The following is a 16,926-nucleotide window of genomic DNA, read 5'->3' as shown; positions in this document are numbered from 1 at the left end:
TGCCACCCGGTCACGCGATCCGGGCCGATCGCGCGGCGTCAGTCGTCGAAGCCCGGCAGCGACTCCTCGAGGATCTCGCGGAAGGGCGCCGTGGCGCCGAGCTGGCTGAGCAGGCCGATCGCGCCGAGCCAGGTGCGGTGGATGAGCAGGTAGGACGACGGCAGGTTGAGCCGGGTGGCCAGCGAGAAGGACTCGGCCTGGGAGTCGTTGATCCGCTCGAACTGCTCGCGCATCCAGTCGCGGGTGAACGCGAAGCGCTCCTGCGCCGCGGGCTCCACGAACGGCCCGAGGTAGTCGAGCAGCATCGCCGGGTCGACCTCGATCCCGTCCTTGATGAACCCCTCCTCGCGCAGCCCCGCGACGAGCGACGCCTCGTCGGAGTCGAGCGCGATGCGGATGAGCCGGCCCATCGCCTCGGGGAGCTGGCCCTGGGGGAGTCGGGCGACGGCGCCGAAGTCGAGCACACCGAGCCGGCCGAGTCCGCCGTCGGGAGCCGGGATCACGCGGAAGTTGCCCGGGTGCGGGTCGGCGTGGAGCATGCCGGTGCGCTGCGGTCCCTCGAAGAGGAAGCGCACGAAGAGCTCGCCGTAGTGGTCGCGCTCCTCCTGCGTGCCCACGCGGATGACGTGGGCGAGGGAGTGGGCGGAGTCGAGCCACTCGGTCACCAGCACCTCGGTGCCCACGGCGACCACGGCCGGCACCACGATGTCGGGGTCGTCGGCGAACGCGTCGGCGTAGGCCGCCTGCGCCTGCGCCTCGAGCTCGTAGTCGAGCTCGTCGGCGGCACGCTCCTGGAGCTCGGCGACCAGCGGCTTGACGTCGATGCCGGGGAAGACGGGCGCGACGCCGCGCGCCACGCGGGCGATCTGGCGCAGGTCGGACATGAGCGCCTCGCCGGCGCCGGGATACTGCACCTTCACCGCGACGTCGATGTCGTCGTCGTCCGGGTCGTCGCGCCAGCGACCGCGGTGCACCTGTCCGATCGAGGCCGCCGCCGTGGGTGCGCCGTCGAGCCAGACGAGGCGGTCGGACCAGTCGGGGCCCAGGTTGGTGGTGAGCTGTTCGCGCACGGTCGCGGTGGGCATGGGCGGCGCCGAGTCCTGGAGCGCGGTGAGGTGCTCGCGGTAGGGCGCGGCGACGTCCTCGGGCAGGGCCGACTCCAGCACGCTGAGCGCCTGGCCGAACTTCATCGCCCCGCCCTTGAGCTCGCCCAGTGTGCGGAACAGCTGCTCGGCCGTGCGCTGCTGCACCTCGGTGAGCACCGCGTCGGCCGACTTGCCCCCGAGCCGCTTGCCCAACCCCATCGCCTGGCGGCCGGCATACCCGAGGGGGAGTGCGGCGAGGCGGGCCGTGCGGGCGGCGGCCTTGCGGGGGAGGTCGGTCATTCCCCCATTGTCCCCGGCCGCGCAATCGCGTTGCGCCGTGACCTGCCGCCGGTCCGCTCGTTGACACAGGTGACGAGAGCGCGACCCGTCAGGAGGAAGCCACCGCGGCAGGGGGGCGGTGGCGGAGTGCGGGCGAGGGCCGTGGGGTCCCCCGCCCGCACCCCACCTTTCCGCCCCGGGACGGCCGGACTGCTGGCAGGGTGGGGCGATGGAGATCGACTTCGCCGGCGAGGTGGTCGAGTGGCGCGGCCCTGCGCCGTACGTGTTCGCGGCCCTGCCTCCGGACGCGGCCGGGCTCGTCGACGAGGTGAAGGCCGACGTCGTCTACTGGGGCGTGGTCCCCGTCCGCGCCCGGATCGGCGACACCGGCTTCGCCACCGCGATGTTCCCGCGAGAGGGCACGTGGTTCCTGCCGCTGAAGGTGGCCGTCCGCCGCGCCGAGGGCATTGAGCTGGGGGAGGTCGTCGAGGTGCGGCTGCAGGTCGGCCGCGACTGAGCCGCGGCCGCGGGGGTGCCGCCGGGGCGCCGGGGCACGTAGCCTCGATCGGGTGCAGCGACTCGTGCTCGGCGTCGTCGTGGCGGTGCTGGCCACCCTGGTCGCACCCGCCCCTGCCCAGGCCCGGAAGGATCGCAGCGACGCGATCCCGTACGGCGTGATTCCCTACTCGGGCGTGCTGATCGGCGTCAGCGAGCCCTCGCTCGTCGACCATCGCGTCCGCGTGAAGTTCAGGCGGGTCGGTGGGCGGGGGCAGCGCCATGTGCGGGTGGGCGAGCGGCACAAGCTGCCGGGCACCTTCCGGTGGAGTCGCTACCGCTACACCGACGTCGTCGAGCTCGGCGTCGGCGAGAAGTTCATCTTCACCACCGAGGGCGCGCTGCCCTGCGCGCCGGCCAGGGATCCGCTCGGGATCGTGGTCGAGATGAAGGTCAAGATCCCCGGCAAGCCCTGGCCGAGCTGGCGGGTCTACAGGCGTGCGGACCACCTCCTCCACGACTGCGCGGTGTCGTCCTCGTGATCTCGGACCGGCGCTCAGCCGGCCGGGCTCACCGAGCCCCACGCGGGGCGCACCCGTCCCTCCTCACCGATCCGACCGTCGCCTGGTGACGACGCTGCTCTCGCCTGCCGCGGCCTGTGCGGGTCCCGGCTCGTGCCTAGCGTCGTGGGCTCGAGCAGCTGAGCGGAGGAGCGTGAGGTGGAACGACTAGCGCGAGCGTGTGCGCGCCGACGGTTCGTGGTGCTGGCCGCGTGGGTGGTCCTGGTGGTGGCGGTGTCGGTGCTCTCGGGAGCGGTGGCCGGGGAGACCAGCGACGACTACGCCCTGGCGGGCTCGGAGAGCGAGCGTGCCGCCCAGATCCTGCAGGAGGCCGGGTTCGACGTGGGTGCCGGGACGCAGGCGCAGCTGGTGTTCCGCGTCGACCGGGCGGACGACGACGGCCTGCGCGCCCAGGTCGAGGCGGTCGCCGACCGGGTCCGGGACGAGGTCCCCGAGGCGCGGGTGGTCAGCCCGTACGAGCCGGAGGGGAACCGCCAGCTCTCGCCGGACCGGTCGATCGGCTACGTCGCCGTCGACCTCCCCCGCATGGACGCGGCGGAGCTCGCCGACGTGCAGGAGACCCTCTCGGGCATCCGCGAGACCTCACCCGACCTGCGCCTCGAGGTCGGCGGGATCGCGGTCGAGCAGGAGGCCGAGGGCGGCCCGCCGAGCGAGCTGATCGGCATCCTCGCCGCCGTGGTCATCCTGCTGTTCGCCTTCGGCTCCGTCATCGCCATGGGCCTGCCCATCCTGGTGGGCGTCATCGGAGCGGCGAGCGGCATCGCGGCCGTCGGCATCGGAGCGCGGTGGGTGGACATGCCGAGCTTCGCGGCACCGGTGAGCGCCATGATCGCGATCGGGGTGGGCATCGACTACGCGCTCCTCGTCGTGACGCGCTACCGCGAGGCGCTCGCCGGCGGCGAGGAGCCGGCCGAGGCCGTCGTGTCGGCGCAGGCCACCGCCGGCCGGTCGGTGCTCTTCGCCGGGGTCACCGTCGTGATCGCGTCCCTGGGCCTGGTGCTGATGGGCCTCGAGCTCATCACCGGGGTGGCGCTGGGCATCGCGGTCTCCGTGCTCCTGACGATGCTGGCCGCCGTGACGCTGCTGCCGGCGATGCTGGCCGTCGTCGGGCGCCGCATCGACAGGTATTCGATCCATCTCCGCAGGCGGGGTGGCGCAGCGGCGGACGGAGCGGCCGACGGAGCGATCGCGCGGAGGTGGAGCCGGCGGATGCAGCGCCACCCGCTGCCGTGGGCGTTGGCGTCCAGCGCCGTGTTGCTGGTGATGAGCATCCCGGTCCTCGACATGCGCCTCGGCTTCTCCGACGCCGGCACCAAGCCGCCGAGCGACACCGCCCGGCGTGCCTACGACCTGATGGCGGAAGGGTTCGGCGCGGGCTCCAGCGGCCCCCTGGTCGTCGCGGTCCGGACCGGCGAGGGGTCCGGGCCTGCGGTCCTCGACCAGCTGCAGGAGGAGCTGGCAGGCACGCCCGGCGTCGCCGCCGTCAGCCCCCCGGCGGTGGGGGAGGGCGGGGACGTGGCGGTGCTCCAGGTCGTCCCCGGGACGGGACCGCGAGACGAGCGCACCACCGACCTGGTCCACCGCCTGCGGGAGGACGTCGTCCCCTCGATCGTCGCCGGGGAGGACGTGGAGGTCGCCATCGGCGGCACGACAGCGGCGGCCGTCGACTTCGCCGACTACACCGCCGAGCGCCTCCCGGTGTTCCTCGCCGTGGTGCTCGGTCTCGCGATGGTGCTCCTGGTGGCGGTGTTCCGCGGGATCGCGGTCGCCGTGAAGGCCGTCGTCGTGAACCTCCTGTCGATCGGCGCTGCCTTCGGGGCGACGGTCGCGGTCTTCCAGTGGGGCTGGGGGGTGGACCTGCTCGACCTGGGGGCCAGCGCGCCGGTGGAGGCCTGGGCACCGATGATGCTGATCGCCATCGTGTTCGGCCTCTCCATGGACTACGAGGTGTTCCTCCTCTCGCGCATCAAGGAGGAGCGTCACCGCACCGGCGACAGCTCCGCAGCGGTCGTGGAGGGCCTGGCCCGCACGGCACGGGTGATCACGGCTGCTGCTGCGATCATGATCTGCGTCTTCGGCAGCTTCGTCCTCGGCAGCAGCAGGGAGCTGCAGCTGTTCGGCTTCGGGCTGGCCTTCGCCGTCCTCGTCGACGCGACCCTCGTGCGGATGGTGCTCGTGCCCTCGGTGATGCAGCTGCTGGGCGACCGGGCCTGGTGGCTGCCGCGACCGCTCGACCGCGTGCTGCCCACGCTCGACATCGAGCCGCCAGAGCCCCGGCAGGGGGAGCCGGCATGACCGGCGTCCCCGTGCCCGAGGTGCGCCCTCAGTCGACGGTCGGGTCGACCAGGCCCGCGCGGTGCGCGAGCACGACGAGCTGGGCCCGGTCGCGCGCGCCGAGCTTGGTCATCAGCCGGCTCACGTAGGTGCGGGCGGTCTCCGGGCTGAGGAACAGGGCGCGCCCGATCTCCTCGTTTGACAGGCCCAGGCCGACGTGGGTGAGGATCTCGAGGTCGCGCTCGGTCAGGCCCGCCAGCTGCTCCTCGCGGCTGCGCCTCGTCGGGAGCCGCGCGATCCGGTCCATCATCTGCCGCAGCACGCCGGGCGCCATGTCCGCCTCGCCGGCCGCCGCCCTCCGGACGGCGCGCCGCAGGTCCTCGGCGTCGATGTCCTTGAGCAGGTAGCCGTCGGCCCCGGCGGCGAGCGCCTCCACGACGTCGTCGTCCTCGTCGAACGTCGTCAGGACCAGCACGGCCGCGCTCTTGAGGGACGGGTCCCTCCGGATCTCCCTGATCGCCTCGTGGCCGTTCATCGTGGGCATCTGGAGGTCCATCAAGAACACGTCGGGGGAGTGCTCGCGCCCGAGGGCGAGGGCCTCTCGCCCGTTGCGGGCCTGTGCCACCACGGTCAGGTCGTCGGCCACGTCGAGGATGGCCCGAAGCCCTTCGCGCAGCAGTCGCTGGTCGTCGACCAGGAGCACCTTGATCACGTCGCCGCCTCCCAGGGGATCGTGGCGTGGACGCGCCAGCCGCTGCTCGCGGTGTCGACGGTCAGGACGCCGCCCAGGTCCGCGACCCGCTCGCGCATGCCGCTCAGCCCGTGTCCCAGCTCGACCGGCGCGGTCCGGTGGCCGGCGCCGTCGTCGCAGATGCTCACGTCCACCATGTGCGAGCCCGCGCAGGAGACGCGGACCTCGATGCGGCGGCCGGAGGAGTGCTTCAGCGCGTTGGTGATCCCCTCCTGGGCGAGGCGGTAGATCGCCGCGCCGACGGGCACCGGCACGGCGACGTCCGGCACGTCGACGCGTACGTCGTAGCCGGCGGCGCGCGGTGCCTCGGCGAGGTGACGGATGTCCTCCAGGCCCGGCCCGGCCAGGCTGGCGTCCTGCTCGCGCAGCACCCGGACCGTCCGTCGCAGGTGCGACAGGGCCTCCGAGACCGCCGTCCTGACCATCGTGAGGCTCTGGTCCCTGCGCTCGGGTCCCACGTCGCGCTCGAGGGCCAGCCCCGCGTAGATCGACGCGACCGTCAGCGAGTGACCGATCGAGTCGTGCAGGTCGCGGGCCAGCGTGAGGCGGTCGTCGCGCTTCGTCACCTCCGCGTCGAGGTGGCGCTGACGCGCCAGCAGTCGGGTCACCTGGTCGCGCCTCAGGCGCAGCTGGCGGGTGGTGCGCAGGCTGTGGCCGAGGGCGATCACCGCGGCCATGAGCGCGACGTGGGACGCGAGCTCGTAGGCGAGGACGTAGGCCAGGTTCTGGTTCGAGGCGACCCGGTAGCCGGTGGACCCGAGCAGGGTCACGGCGCCGGTCGCCACCGCGGCCCGCGTGTGCCCCATCTCGGCCGCGGAGAAGAGGGCGGCCGCGACCGGCACGGCGACGCCCATGGCGGGGAATCCGGCCGCGTGATAGCTGAAGTAGCCGATCGTCGTCAGCACCAGCACGAGCAGCGGGTGGGCCCGCCGGATCAGCATGAGCAGCCCGAGGCCCACCGTCCACACGTAGGCCAACGGGTTGATCGGTCCCGTGAATCTGCCGCCCTGCCCCGAGGTGACGATCGTGGCCAGGATGACGATCACCCCGACGGCGAGCAGCACGTCGACCTTGCGGGCGTTCACCTCGCACCGTCCATTGCTCGATGCTAGGACGACATCGCGTCGCGCGGCGTCGCTCGCAGGCGACTCTCTCGATGGACACGAGCGGACGGGTGTCGCCTCCCGTCGATGGGCGCCCGTCCTCGGCGTTCCTACGGTGGGGACGTGAAACCATCCCCCGCCTCACCAGCGGTCGGACGCCTCGCGCGGGCCGAGCGGAGCGCGGCCGTCGACCTCGTCGCCCGAGCGATGGTCGACAACCCGCTGCACGTGGCCGCCTACGGCGACGACCCGGACGTGCGCCTCGTCGCGCACCGCAGGCTCGTCGGCGGCGCCATCGGTGTGATGGACGCGCTGGAGGTCCTGGCGCTGAGGTCCCGCGGCCGGGTCGTGGGGGTCGCCGGGATGGTCCCGGCCGGTCGCTGCCGGCCCACGGCGCGACAACGGCTCCGGCTGCTGCCGGTCCTGGCGAGGCTGGGACCCCGGGCCGGACGTCGGGTGGCGGGCTGGCTCGGGGAGTGGTCCCGGCACGACCTGCGCGAGCCGCACGTGCACGTCGGTCCCGTCGCCGTGCATCCGGACCTGCAGGGACGCGGGCTCGGCACCCGCCTCATGGCGGCCGTCTGCGCGGAGCTCGACTCCTCGGGGCTGCCGGGCTACCTGGAGACCGACAAGGCCGCCAACGTGCCCTTCTACGAGGGCTGCGGCTTCGAGGTGGTGGGTTCGGCCCCGGTCATCGGGGTCGAGAACTGGTTCATGCGTCGCCCCTCCGCGGCGCCGGTCCAGACCGCCTGACCTCCCGGGGGCAACCTCGGGGCCGGACCGTGCGTCTCCCTCTCGTCCCGCCCGGGCACCTGACATGAGAACGGACACCCCCATGCGTACGACCCTCCTGAGCACCGCGGCCCTGGCGGTCGTCGCCCTCACCCTCAGCCCGCTCGCCCCGGCCGGCGCCGCGGTGATCGACGTCACCGACCCCGCCGACCTCGGCCACGGCGTCGACCTCCGCGCGGTGCGGGTCGAGCACAAGGCGCGCAACATCGTCGTGACGACCACCCACGCCAACCTGCGCAAGACCTGGCGCAGCGGCTCCTCGGGATCGGTCTTCCTCGACACCGACCCCGCCGATCCGGGGCCCGAGTACGTCTTCGCCAGCGGCTACTTCGACGGCACCGACTACCAGCTGCTGTCGGTCGACGGCTTCGCCGCCAAGAAGTGGGGCGAGCCGGTCGAGGGCAGCTACCGGCTGCGCATCGACTACGACCGCGAGCAGGTGCGGATGCGGGTCGCCCGCGCGGCGCTCGGCTCGCCGGATCAGGTCCGCGTCGCCGTGCACGTGGCAGGGACGCGCCCCGACGGCTCGAACGCCGGCACGGACTGGCTCGGCGAGCCGCGCAGCTTCACCGACTGGGTCGCTCGGTAGCCGGCGCTACGTGACGACGCGGACCTCCTGGGGCCAGCCGCACCCCTCGGCGATCTTGCCGGCCCACAGCTTGGCCGCATCGATGTCGGGCACGTCGACGATGGTGATCCCCCCGAGGTATTCCGTGCTCTCGGTGTAGGGCCCGTCGGTGATGGTGATGGTGCCGCTGGTGGCGTCGGCAGTGAACGCCTCGGCCATGTCCTCCTCGAGGCCGCCGGCGAAGACCAGGACCCCGGCGTCCTTCATCTCCTCGATGACCGCCTTGCTCGGCGCCACCCGGCCCTGGAACCACTCGGCAGGGTGGTCGCCCACCCAGTGCTGCTGGAAGTAGATGGCGTACTTCGTCATGTCGATCCTCCTCCTGCGGCCGCCCCGTGCGGCCGGTCACCACTCTGACGGACGAGCAGGGCCGAAATCGACAGGCGTCAGTCCGCCAGGAGGGCGAAGGTGGCGAGCGCGTGCACCAGCGTCCTCCCCTCCTGCTCGACGTCGGCCTCGCAGACGGTGAGGCTGTCCCCCCGCTTGCGCACCCGGGCGGTGACTTCGAGGGGTCCGGGCCTGCCGGGACGCAGGTAGGTGAGGGTGAGCTGACTGGTGGCGGGGGTCTCGCCGTCGACGGCGCTCCGGATCGCGGCGCCCATCGTCGCGTCGACCAGGGTGGCGAGCATGCCGCCGTGGACCGTGCCGGCCGCGTTGAGGTGCCGCTCGTCCGCCTCCACCGTGAGCGTCGAGCGTCCGTCCGTCGCCTCGGGGGTGTCTGCGCCGATCGTCGCCAGGAAGTCGTGCTGGGTGTGGGTCACGTGTCGCCGTACCCCTGACCCGGCGCTTGATCCCCGCCCCCCGCGCGCGCGGGCGCCGGGCTCAGTGGTCGTGGTCGGCGCCTCCGAGCTCGACCGGGTCGTCGTCGCCCGGCTCCACCACGACGAACTGGCCCATCATGCCGTCGTCCTCGTGCAGGAGCAGGTGGCAGTGGAACATGTAGGGGCGGGTGGGGTCGGCGTAGTCGTCGAAGCGCATGATCAGGTCGTAGGTGCGCAGCGGCTCGAGGTAGACGGTGTCCTTGAGCCCGGCCAGCTCCGGTGGCGGCGGTGAGCCGTCGATCGCGAGCACCTGGAACTGCACATCGTGCACGTGGAAGTTGTGGGGGAACAGGTTGCGGCTGTGCACGCTCCAGACCTCGACGGCGCCGAGGTGGGCGGTCACGTCGACGCGATCCATCTCCATCTGCCGGCCGTTGATGTCACGACCCTCGAGCTCGAACGTGCGCCGGACGTCGGCACTCGACTCCTCCAGCCGTTCGATCGCGGCCAGGGTGCCGGGGACGAAGACCCCGGCGTGGGGCCGGGCGGCCACCCGGAACTCCACGAGGTCGGCCTCGTCCTCGGCCCCGAACGCCTGGGGGGCGGCGACGTCGCCGAGCTCGGCCCCGAACGTGCGCAGGTGCACGGTCTCCCCGGCCTCGAAGGTGACCACCAGCTCGGCCCGCTCGCCCGGCGAGAGCCGGACGGTCTCCACCGCGACGGGCGCCTCGAGCAGGCCGCCGTCGGAGGCGACCAGCTGCACGGTGCGCCGGTCCGACATGCCGATGTCGTAGGTGCGGGCGGTCGACCCGTTGAGCAGCCGCAGCCGGGTCCGGGCGGCGGAGACGGTGAAGGTGGCGCCCGCGACGCCGTTGGCGAGCATGAGGTTGCCGAGCAGGCCGATCTCGTTGCCCCCGTCGTCGAAGACGAGGCGTCCGTCGACATCGATCAACTTGTCCTGCACGATGATCGGGACGTCGTCGACCCCGTACGTGCTGGGCAGCGCGGGGCCCTCAGCGCCCGCGTCGTCGAGGACGAACAGCCCGGCGAGACCGCGGTAGACGTGCTCCTCGGTCTCCCCGTGGGGGTGCGGGTGGTACCACAGGGTGGCGGGGGCCTGCCGGACCTGCCAGGACGGGCTCCACGTCCCGCCGCCGGCGGCGATCGGCTGGTGCGGGCCCCCGTCCATCTCCGCCGGCAGGTGCATGCCGTGCCAGTGGACGGTCGTCTCGACGTCGAGCTCGTTCACCACGTCCACCCGCACGTCCTCGCCGACGGCCGCCCGGAGCGTCGGCCCGAGGTAGCTGCCGTTGAAGCCCCACGTCGGGGTCCGCACGCCCGGGCGGAACTCGTGGGTGCCCTGCTGGATCGTCAGCGAGAAGACGCGCGTCCCGTCCTCCAGCCGGGAGTCGGCCAGGGGTGGGATCGGGAGCGGGGTGTCGAACTCGACGGGCGGCTCCCAGACGTCCGGTCCGCCGCACGCGCTGGCGAGGGTCGTCACCGCGAACGCCGCGAGCCCGGCCTCGAGCAGCCGCCGGCGGGTCAGGCGGACCGGCCGCCGGCCGGGGAGGCGAGGGGGACGGGACGGGCTGGGGCGGTGTGGACGCGACATCTCCTCGAGGCTAGGGACGACCGCGCCCGCGGCCATGCGGGCCGGGGCGACACCTGCCTCGCTCCCGGGCGACTGTCCAACCGCGGGTCCCGTACGCGTCGCGTCCCGGCGTCCGTGGTCACGCTCTGCGGGGACTCCGCCGCCCGCTCCCGCTCCGTAGCGTCGCCCCATGAGCCCTGCACCCACTCCCTCGCGCTCCGCGCTCGTCGTCGGGGCGGGCGTCGGCGGACTGACGGCGGCCGTCGCCCTGGCCGCCCGCGGCTGGCACGTGCGCGTGGAGGACGTGCGCGACACCGTGGACTCCCGCGGGGCCGCGCTGGGCCTCTGGCCGGCGGCCTGGCGTGGCCTCGAGGACGTGCACGTCACGCCCGGACTCGGCGAGGCCCACCCCTACCGGGGCGCCACCATCCGCTCGGTGGACGGGCGGGTCATGGGCCACCTGCCGCTCGGGCGCATCGAGAAGAGGGCCGGCGCGCCCGTGCGCCTGGTGACGCGGCCGGCGCTGATGGCCGAGCTCGTGTCCCGCGCCCGGGCCGCAGGTGTCGACCTCGCCCTCGGGACGGCGTTCGGCGGACCCGACCGGATCGCCGGCCACGACGTGGTGATCGGGGCCGACGGCATCAACAGCGTCGTACGTGGTCACGTGGCGGGTGTCGTGCGCCCGCGTAGCCTGGGAGCCGAGGTGTGGCGGGGGTCCTGCGACGGCACCGTCGGGCACTGGGGCGAGATCTGGGGGCGCGGGATGTTCGCCGGCGTCACGCCGGCCGGGACCGGCCGGACCAACTGGTACGTGCCCGTCGCCGACAGCGCGCCCGTGTCCTCCTTCCGCGACCTGCAGGACCGGCTCGCCGGGTGGCCGGCAGAGATCAGGGACGCCGTCGCCCGGACCGACCCGCCCGCCCTGCTGCGGCACCCGCTCCACGACCTGCCGCCCCTGCCGGCCTACTCGCGCGGCCGGCTCGTCCTGGTCGGCGACGCCGCGCACGCGATGGCGCCCAGCCTGGGCCAGGGCGCGTGCCAGGCCGTCCTCGACGCCCTGACCCTGGCCAGGCTCCTCGACGAGGACGACGTGGTCCCGGCGCTCGTGCGCTACGACCGGGTGCAGCGGCCCGTCGGCGAGCGGCTCGTGCGCCGGTCCAGGCGGCTGCTGGCGCTCCAGCTGTCGCCGCGGTGGTCACCGGTGCGCGACCTCGCGCTCCGCGTCACGGCCCCGGTGAGTTCGCGCTGGGCGTGACGGCGGGGTCGATCCACGGCGTCACGTCCGTCCTCCCCAGTGGATGGTCCGGGTCGGTGCGCCCTCCCTACGGTGCCGTGATGGATGACCAGCACCTCCACACCCACGATGACGAAGGAGCACGATGATGCGCGCGACCTACCGGATCCTGTCCGCCGCCCTCCTCGGGTCGGTGGCCGTCCAGATCTTCCTTGCCGGGCGCGGGATCGGCACCGGCTCGTTCGCGCCCCACCGGGGGTTCGCCTACGGCGTCCTGGTGCTCGCGCTGGTGACGACGGTGGCGGGGCTGGTGGCCCGGGCGCCCCGGCGCGCGGTGTCGTGCACCGCCGGCGCGTTCGCCCTGATGTTCCTGCAGCCGGTGCTCGTCCACCTGGGCAAGTCGGCGGGAGCCGACGCCGGCGGCGGCCTCTTCTTCGGGCTGCACGCCCTCAACGCCGTGGTGATGGTGTCCCTGCTCGTCGTCGCCCTGCGCCAGCCGTCGCCCCGGCGGCGGCCGACCGAGGAGGAGACGGCTCGGGCGCGGGAGGGTGCCGCGTCGTAGCCACTTGTCAGGCGTCGTCCTCCCGACGGGGGCCGGGCGGGAGCCGCCAGAAGTCCCCGCCGAGTCCCCGCTCGTCCAGCAGGGCCTGCTGGTGCTCGCGTGTGGGCCGCCGGAAGTCGGGGTCGAGCCGGTCGGCGTACCAGTCGCGGGCGAGGTCCCACACCGTGACGGCGGACACGACCCGTCCGCGGCCCGGTGCGTGGGCCGCCGTCCACCGGTCGGCGTGGTCGCGCGAGCAGAACATCCGGATCGCCGAGCACGTCGCGACGACGTCGTCCCACCACTCGGGCGCCGGTCGCGGGAAGCGGACCACGAGGTGGTCCGGGGGAGGGGTGGCCGGGCCGGCCGGGACGGACAGGGAGGCGGAGCAGTGCGGGCAGGTCGTGTCGACGCGTACGTCGAGGCCGAGGGCGGCACTGATCCCGAAGGAGTCCCACGCACATCCGCCCCACCACCGTCGGTCGTCCCCCTCGCCGAGGGGGGTGACGACGAACCCCATCGGGGAGGCGGCGAACGGGTGCGCCATCCGGATGGAGTCGCCGGCCCCGTCCAGGACCAGCAGGTGGGCGTCCGCGAGGTCGCCGAGCAGCTCTCGCACCTGCCCGGGCGGCGCAGCGGTGCTGCGGGCGAGCTCGGCAAGCGTCGGGGCGCGCCCCTCCCGCGCGAACGCCTCGAGCGCGAGCAGGCGCAGGCGGCGGCCCTCGGCGCTGCTCATCGGGTCGGGTCGACGGTGCTGCTCCATGGACGGTCCTGCGCTTTCGTCGTCGTTGCCGGTCTCACGAGCCGACCCCGCCGACGCTAGGTCGTCCGCACGACTCCCGGAGTCGTCGTGGGGCGACCTGCGCGTCGCAGCCGCGCGTCCCTGTGCCGCGTCGGGACCCGACAGCCCTCGGCATTCGTCGTTCCGGGGTGAGGCCGCTCCAGTACGTTCCGGGCATGAGAGCGATCGTCCAGAGCGGCTACGGATCTGTCGACGACCTCACCCTGGGCGAGGTGCCGGTGCCGGAGCCGGCCCCGGACGAGGTGTTGGTCAGGGTCCGGGCGGCGTCGGTGCACCCGGACGTGTGGCACGTCGTGGCCGGCCGACCCGCGGTGCTCCGCCTCATGGGCTCCGGGATCAGGACCCCTCGCGAGCAGGTGCCGGGGACCGACGTCGCCGGGGTGGTGGAGGCCGTGGGCAGCGCGGTGACCCGGTTCGAGCCGGGCGACGAGGTCTTCGGAGAGACCGTTCGCGGTGTCCAGTGGCGCAACGGCGGGGCGTTCGCCGAGTACGCCACCGCCCCTGAGGAGGGGGTGGCGCTCAAGCCGTCCAGCGTCAGCTTCGAGGAGGCGGCCGCCGTGCCGACCGCCGGCCTCATCGCGCTGAGCAACCTGCCCCGACGTCGGGTGCCGGCCGGGTCGAGAGTCCTGGTCAACGGCGCCGCGGGAGGCGTCGGCGCGATGGCCGTGCAGCTCGCCAAGGTGTACGGCGCCCACGTCACCGGGGTCGACCACACGAGCAAGCTCGCCCTCGTGGGCTCCCTCGGCGCGGACCGGGTCATCGACTACACGTCCGAGGACTTCACGCGTAGCGGCGAGCGGTGGGACCTCGTCCTCGACGTGCCCGGAAACCACTCCTTCCGGGAGATCCGCCGCGCACTCGACCCGCGAGGCAGCTACGTCCTGATCGCGCACGACGCGTTCGGGGCGACCGGGCACCGCTGGCTCGGCAGCATCCCGCGCGTGCTCGGACTGGTGGCACGCTCGGCGGTGTCCCCCCAGCTGCGCGGCGGGTCCTTCGCAGCACCCGACAAGAGGGCGCTGATGGGCACGCTCGCGGGCTACCTGGAGGCGGGCCAGCTGCGGGTGGTGGTGGACCGGACCTTCCCCCTGGACCAGGCGGCCCGAGCGATGCGCCACCTCATGTCCGGCCAGCCGGTGGGACGAGTCGTCCTCCGCATCGACGACTGAGGCACGGCGTCGATCGCCGCAGCTGCTCCTCAGGCGGTCTCGGGGAACTTCACGCCCGTGTTGGCGTGGCAGCGGTAGCCGAAGGGGTTCTTGGCCAGGTACTGCTGGTGGGGGTCCTCGGCGTAGTAGTACGGCGTCTCGCTGGCGGGGCGGATCTCGGTGGTGATCTCGCCCAGGCGGCGGCGGGCGAGCTCGTCGCCGTACACGTTGGTCAGCTCGCGGGCGGTCTGCTCCTGCTCGGGGGTGGTCCAGTAGATCGCCGAGCGGTACTGGGTGCCGACGTCGTTGCCCTGGCGCATGCCCTGGGTCGGGTCGTGGATCTCGAAGAACCTCTTCAGCAGGTCGGCGTAGGAGACGACGGAGGGGTCGAAGACGACGCGGATCGCCTCGGTGTGGCCGGTCTGTCCGCTGCAGACCTCCTCGTAGGTCGGGTGGGGGGTGCTGCCGCCGGCGTAGCCGACCGACGTCGACCAGACGCCGGGAATCTGCCAGTAGACCTCCTCCGCGCCCCAGAAGCAGCCGAGGCCGAGGATCGCGACCTCGTGCCCCTCGGGGACCTCGTCGCTGACGACGGGGGTGTGCAGCACCACGTGCTCGCCCAGGGTCCAGGGCTGCTGCTCACGCCCCGGGAGCGCCTGGTCGGGGGTGGGGAGGGTGGTGGGCTTGCCGAATCCGAACATGGCTCCAGTGTCGCTCGCGAGGCAAGGGCCGCGCTGTGGCAGGCGGCGCGTACGTGGTTCTACGCGGTCTAGACGTCGTGCTGTCCCCGATGTGCCCTCCCGCGCCGGGGGAGGACCGTGAGGTCTCCCAGCTCATCCTGCGCAAGGGAGATCCCTGATGTCCTCACGTCGATCAGTCAAGCAGCTCCTCGTGGGCGCCCTCGTCGGTGTCGTGGTCGGGGGCGGCCTCATGGTCGTCACTCCGGCCGGCGCCGAGGTCAGCAGCGCGGTCGCCACGCAGTGGAAGAAGGTCTGGAAGAAGGAGCTGCGGCCGATGGCCGACAAGCGCTACCGCACCAAGAAGCAGAGCGACGCGGCCTACCAGCCGAAGGGCTCCTACGAGCCCGCCGGCTCGGGCTACTCCAAGGGTGAGAGCGACGCCAGGTACGCCGGCGCCGGGTCGTCCTACACGAAGGCGGAGAGCGACGCGCGGTACGCCGCGGCGCCCGGCCTCCTCCGCGGCGTCTACCTGCACCAGGTCGCGCCGGGCACGACCCTGCTGAGTCAGTCCGTCGACTTCGGCTTCACCCTCGCCACTCCGCCGGAGGCGCACTACATCGGAGTCGGGGCCCCGGTGCCGGCAGGCTGCTCGGGATCCGTGGCGGCCCCCAACGCGGCGCCCGGCCACCTGTGCGTCTTCGAGAGCGGCTCGGCCAACGTGGGCGGGAAGGACGTCTTCAACCCGGGGACCGTGACCGCTGGGTCCGCCGCCTACGGGGCGACGATCGTCGGCTCGCAGACGAACAGCGCCACCACGGCGTGGTTCCGCGGGACCTGGGCGATGCGCCCGGGCTCGCCCGTCGTGAGCGCGGGCTTCGCTGCGTCGGCGCCCGCAGCGGTGAACCGCGGCGTCGAGGGCGACGCCGCGGCTCCCTGAACGACCAGCAGGACGGCACCACACCCAGCTCCGCAGTCCCCGGGCGGGGCCCCATCCCCGCGCGGGGACTACGCTCGCCGGGTGACCCAGGAACGCGCCAACAAGGCCGGGTTCGAGACGCGTGCGATCCACGCCGGCTACGAGCCCGACGCGATGACGGGGGCGGTCAACCCGCCCATCTACGCCAGCAGCACCTACAAGCAGGACGGCGTCGGAGGACTGCGCGGCGGCTACGAGTACAGCCGCTCCGCCAACCCCACGCGTACGGCACTCGAGGGCGCGCTCGCGGCCGTCGAGGACGGCGAGCGGGGCTTCGCCTTCGCCTCCGGCCTCGCCGCGGAGGACGCGATCATCCGGGCGCTGACCCGGCCCGGCGACCACGTCGTCATCCCCGACGACGCCTACGGCGGCACCCACCGGCTGTTCGACAAGGTCGCCAAGGTGTGGGGCACCGACCACAGCTCGGCGTCGGTCGCCGACACCGAGGCCGTGGCCGCGGCGATCGAGCCCGGCCGCACCAAGCTGGTGTGGGTGGAGACCCCCACCAACCCGATGCTCACCGTCGGCGACATCGAGGCGCTCGCGCGGGTCGCCCACGACTCCGGCGCGCTGCTGGTGGTCGACAACACCTTCGCCTCGCCCTACCTCCAGCAGCCCCTGACGCTGGGCGCCGACGTGGTGGTGCACTCCACGACCAAGTACGTCGGCGGGCACAGCGACGTCGTCGGGGGAGCGGTGGTGGTGCGCGACCTCGAGCTCGCCGAGAAGATCGGCTTCCACCAGAACGCCATGGGTGCGGTGGCCGGCCCCTTCGACGCGTTCCTCACCCACCGCGGCCTCAAGACCCTCGGCGTGCGGATGGACCGCCACTGCGACAACGCGGAGCGGATCGTCGACTTCCTCGACGGCGACGAGCGCGTCGACCAGGTGATCTATCCCGGTCTCGCCGCGCACCCCGGCCACGAGGTCGCGGCCCGCCAGATGAGGCGCTTCGGCGGGATGGTCTCCTTCCGCGTCGCCGGCGGCGTCGAGCGGGCCCTGGCGGTCTGCGAGCGCGCCGAGGTGTTCACCCTCGGGGAGTCCCTCGGCGGCGTCGAGTCGCTCATCGAGCACCCCGGGAGGATGACCCACGCCAGCGTCGCGGGCACCGACCTCGAGGTGCCCGACGACCTGGTGCGGCTGAGCGTCGGCATCGAGAGCGTCGCCGACCTGCTCGCCGACCTCGACCGCGCCCTGGGCTGAGG

At 73.4% G+C, this 16,926-nt stretch carries 18 protein-coding genes; 10 read left to right on the top strand and 8 right to left on the bottom strand.

The annotated features are described in order from the left end of the window. Positions 1 to 38 precede the first annotated feature (38 nt). Positions 39 to 1,385 (bottom strand): ABC1 kinase family protein, encoded by a 1,347-nt coding sequence (locus AC54T2_RS00285; RefSeq protein WP_186340449.1) that lies wholly within the window; start codon positions 1,383 to 1,385, stop codon positions 39 to 41. A 208-nt stretch (positions 1,386 to 1,593) separates the two neighbouring features. Here AC54T2_RS00285 and AC54T2_RS00280 point away from each other — a divergent pair, with 208 nt between their 5' ends. The 3 genes from AC54T2_RS00280 to AC54T2_RS00270 all read left to right on the top strand — a co-directional run bounded on the left by AC54T2_RS00280 (position 1,594) and on the right by AC54T2_RS00270 (position 4,735). After that, positions 1,594 to 1,881, top strand: a complete 288-nt coding sequence (locus AC54T2_RS00280) for a DUF1905 domain-containing protein (protein WP_489975048.1) — start codon at positions 1,594 to 1,596, stop codon at positions 1,879 to 1,881. A gap of 52 nt (positions 1,882 to 1,933) precedes the next feature. Next, positions 1,934 to 2,401 (top strand): hypothetical protein, encoded by a 468-nt coding sequence (locus tag AC54T2_RS00275; RefSeq protein WP_186340451.1) that lies wholly within the window; start codon positions 1,934 to 1,936, stop codon positions 2,399 to 2,401. A gap of 177 nt (positions 2,402 to 2,578) precedes the next feature. Continuing rightward, a complete protein-coding gene (locus tag AC54T2_RS00270; protein WP_496665206.1) occupies positions 2,579 to 4,735 on the top strand; it encodes an MMPL family transporter in 2,157 nt (718 codons plus the stop codon). Positions 4,736 to 4,763: 28 nt separating this feature from the next. Here the strand turns inward: AC54T2_RS00270 and AC54T2_RS00265 are convergent, their stop codons facing one another. Both AC54T2_RS00265 and AC54T2_RS00260 read right to left on the bottom strand, forming a co-directional pair. Then, a complete protein-coding gene (locus tag AC54T2_RS00265; RefSeq protein ID WP_489975046.1) occupies positions 4,764 to 5,426 on the bottom strand; it encodes a response regulator in 663 nt (220 codons plus the stop codon). Then, positions 5,423 to 6,550 carry a sensor histidine kinase gene (locus AC54T2_RS00260; protein ID WP_496665205.1) on the bottom strand — a complete coding sequence of 376 codons (1,128 nt, stop codon included), beginning with the start codon at positions 6,548 to 6,550 and terminating at the stop codon, positions 5,423 to 5,425. Before AC54T2_RS00260 ends, AC54T2_RS00265 begins: the two co-directional genes overlap by 4 nt. 141 nt (positions 6,551 to 6,691) lie before the next feature. On the opposite strand from AC54T2_RS00260, the gene AC54T2_RS00255 reads away from it, so the two are divergent. Beyond that, positions 6,692 to 7,321 (top strand): GNAT family N-acetyltransferase, encoded by a 630-nt coding sequence (locus AC54T2_RS00255; protein ID WP_496665204.1) that lies wholly within the window; start codon positions 6,692 to 6,694, stop codon positions 7,319 to 7,321. 82 nt (positions 7,322 to 7,403) lie between these two features. Beyond that, entirely contained in the window at positions 7,404 to 7,949 is a 546-nt protein-coding gene (locus AC54T2_RS00250; RefSeq protein ID WP_496665203.1) for a hypothetical protein, read from the top strand. A 6-nt stretch (positions 7,950 to 7,955) separates the two neighbouring features. Here the strand turns inward: AC54T2_RS00250 and AC54T2_RS00245 are convergent, their stop codons facing one another. The 3 genes from AC54T2_RS00245 to AC54T2_RS00235 form a co-directional block, all read right to left on the bottom strand. Beyond that, complete coding sequence (locus AC54T2_RS00245) at positions 7,956 to 8,297, bottom strand: YciI family protein (protein ID WP_186340457.1); 342 nt, start codon at positions 8,295 to 8,297, stop codon at positions 7,956 to 7,958. Positions 8,298 to 8,374: 77 nt separating this feature from the next. Continuing rightward, entirely contained in the window at positions 8,375 to 8,749 is a 375-nt protein-coding gene (locus AC54T2_RS00240) for a PaaI family thioesterase (protein WP_206054417.1), read from the bottom strand. Between the two features lie 61 nt (positions 8,750 to 8,810). Continuing rightward, positions 8,811 to 10,361 (bottom strand): multicopper oxidase family protein, encoded by a 1,551-nt coding sequence (locus tag AC54T2_RS00235; RefSeq protein ID WP_496665202.1) that lies wholly within the window; start codon positions 10,359 to 10,361, stop codon positions 8,811 to 8,813. A 169-nt stretch (positions 10,362 to 10,530) separates the two neighbouring features. On the opposite strand from AC54T2_RS00235, the gene AC54T2_RS00230 reads away from it, so the two are divergent. Both AC54T2_RS00230 and AC54T2_RS00225 read left to right on the top strand, forming a co-directional pair. Next, positions 10,531 to 11,595 carry an FAD-dependent monooxygenase gene (locus AC54T2_RS00230; RefSeq protein WP_496665201.1) on the top strand — a complete coding sequence of 355 codons (1,065 nt, stop codon included), beginning with the start codon at positions 10,531 to 10,533 and terminating at the stop codon, positions 11,593 to 11,595. Positions 11,596 to 11,722: 127 nt separating this feature from the next. Beyond that, positions 11,723 to 12,136 (top strand): DUF6220 domain-containing protein, encoded by a 414-nt coding sequence (locus AC54T2_RS00225; protein WP_496665200.1) that lies wholly within the window; start codon positions 11,723 to 11,725, stop codon positions 12,134 to 12,136. A gap of 7 nt (positions 12,137 to 12,143) precedes the next feature. On the opposite strand, the gene AC54T2_RS00220 is transcribed toward AC54T2_RS00225, so the two are convergent. After that, positions 12,144 to 12,878, bottom strand: a complete 735-nt coding sequence (locus tag AC54T2_RS00220) for an alkylmercury lyase family protein (RefSeq protein WP_496665199.1) — start codon at positions 12,876 to 12,878, stop codon at positions 12,144 to 12,146. A 194-nt stretch (positions 12,879 to 13,072) separates the two neighbouring features. On the opposite strand from AC54T2_RS00220, the gene AC54T2_RS00215 reads away from it, so the two are divergent. Beyond that, positions 13,073 to 14,086 carry an NAD(P)-dependent alcohol dehydrogenase gene (locus AC54T2_RS00215; RefSeq protein ID WP_496665198.1) on the top strand — a complete coding sequence of 338 codons (1,014 nt, stop codon included), beginning with the start codon at positions 13,073 to 13,075 and terminating at the stop codon, positions 14,084 to 14,086. Positions 14,087 to 14,115: 29 nt separating this feature from the next. Here AC54T2_RS00215 and msrA read toward each other — a convergent pair whose 3' ends face one another. Next, on the bottom strand, positions 14,116 to 14,766 hold the full coding sequence (gene msrA, locus AC54T2_RS00210; RefSeq protein ID WP_496665197.1) for a peptide-methionine (S)-S-oxide reductase MsrA: 651 nt from the start codon (positions 14,764 to 14,766) through the stop codon (positions 14,116 to 14,118). Between the two features lie 157 nt (positions 14,767 to 14,923). On the opposite strand from msrA, the gene AC54T2_RS00205 reads away from it, so the two are divergent. Then, the gene (locus AC54T2_RS00205; RefSeq protein ID WP_496665196.1) at positions 14,924 to 15,682 is read left to right on the top strand and encodes a hypothetical protein; all 759 of its coding nucleotides are present in this window, start codon (positions 14,924 to 14,926) and stop codon (positions 15,680 to 15,682) included. A gap of 81 nt (positions 15,683 to 15,763) precedes the next feature. Continuing rightward, on the top strand, positions 15,764 to 16,924 hold the full coding sequence (locus tag AC54T2_RS00200) for a cystathionine gamma-synthase (protein WP_489975034.1): 1,161 nt from the start codon (positions 15,764 to 15,766) through the stop codon (positions 16,922 to 16,924). The last annotated feature ends 2 nt before the right edge of the window (positions 16,925 to 16,926 follow it).

The sequence above is a fragment of the Nocardioides sp. Z35_8 genome (genome assembly GCF_059621125.1).
This window is presented reverse-complemented; position numbering and strand designations above follow the sequence as displayed.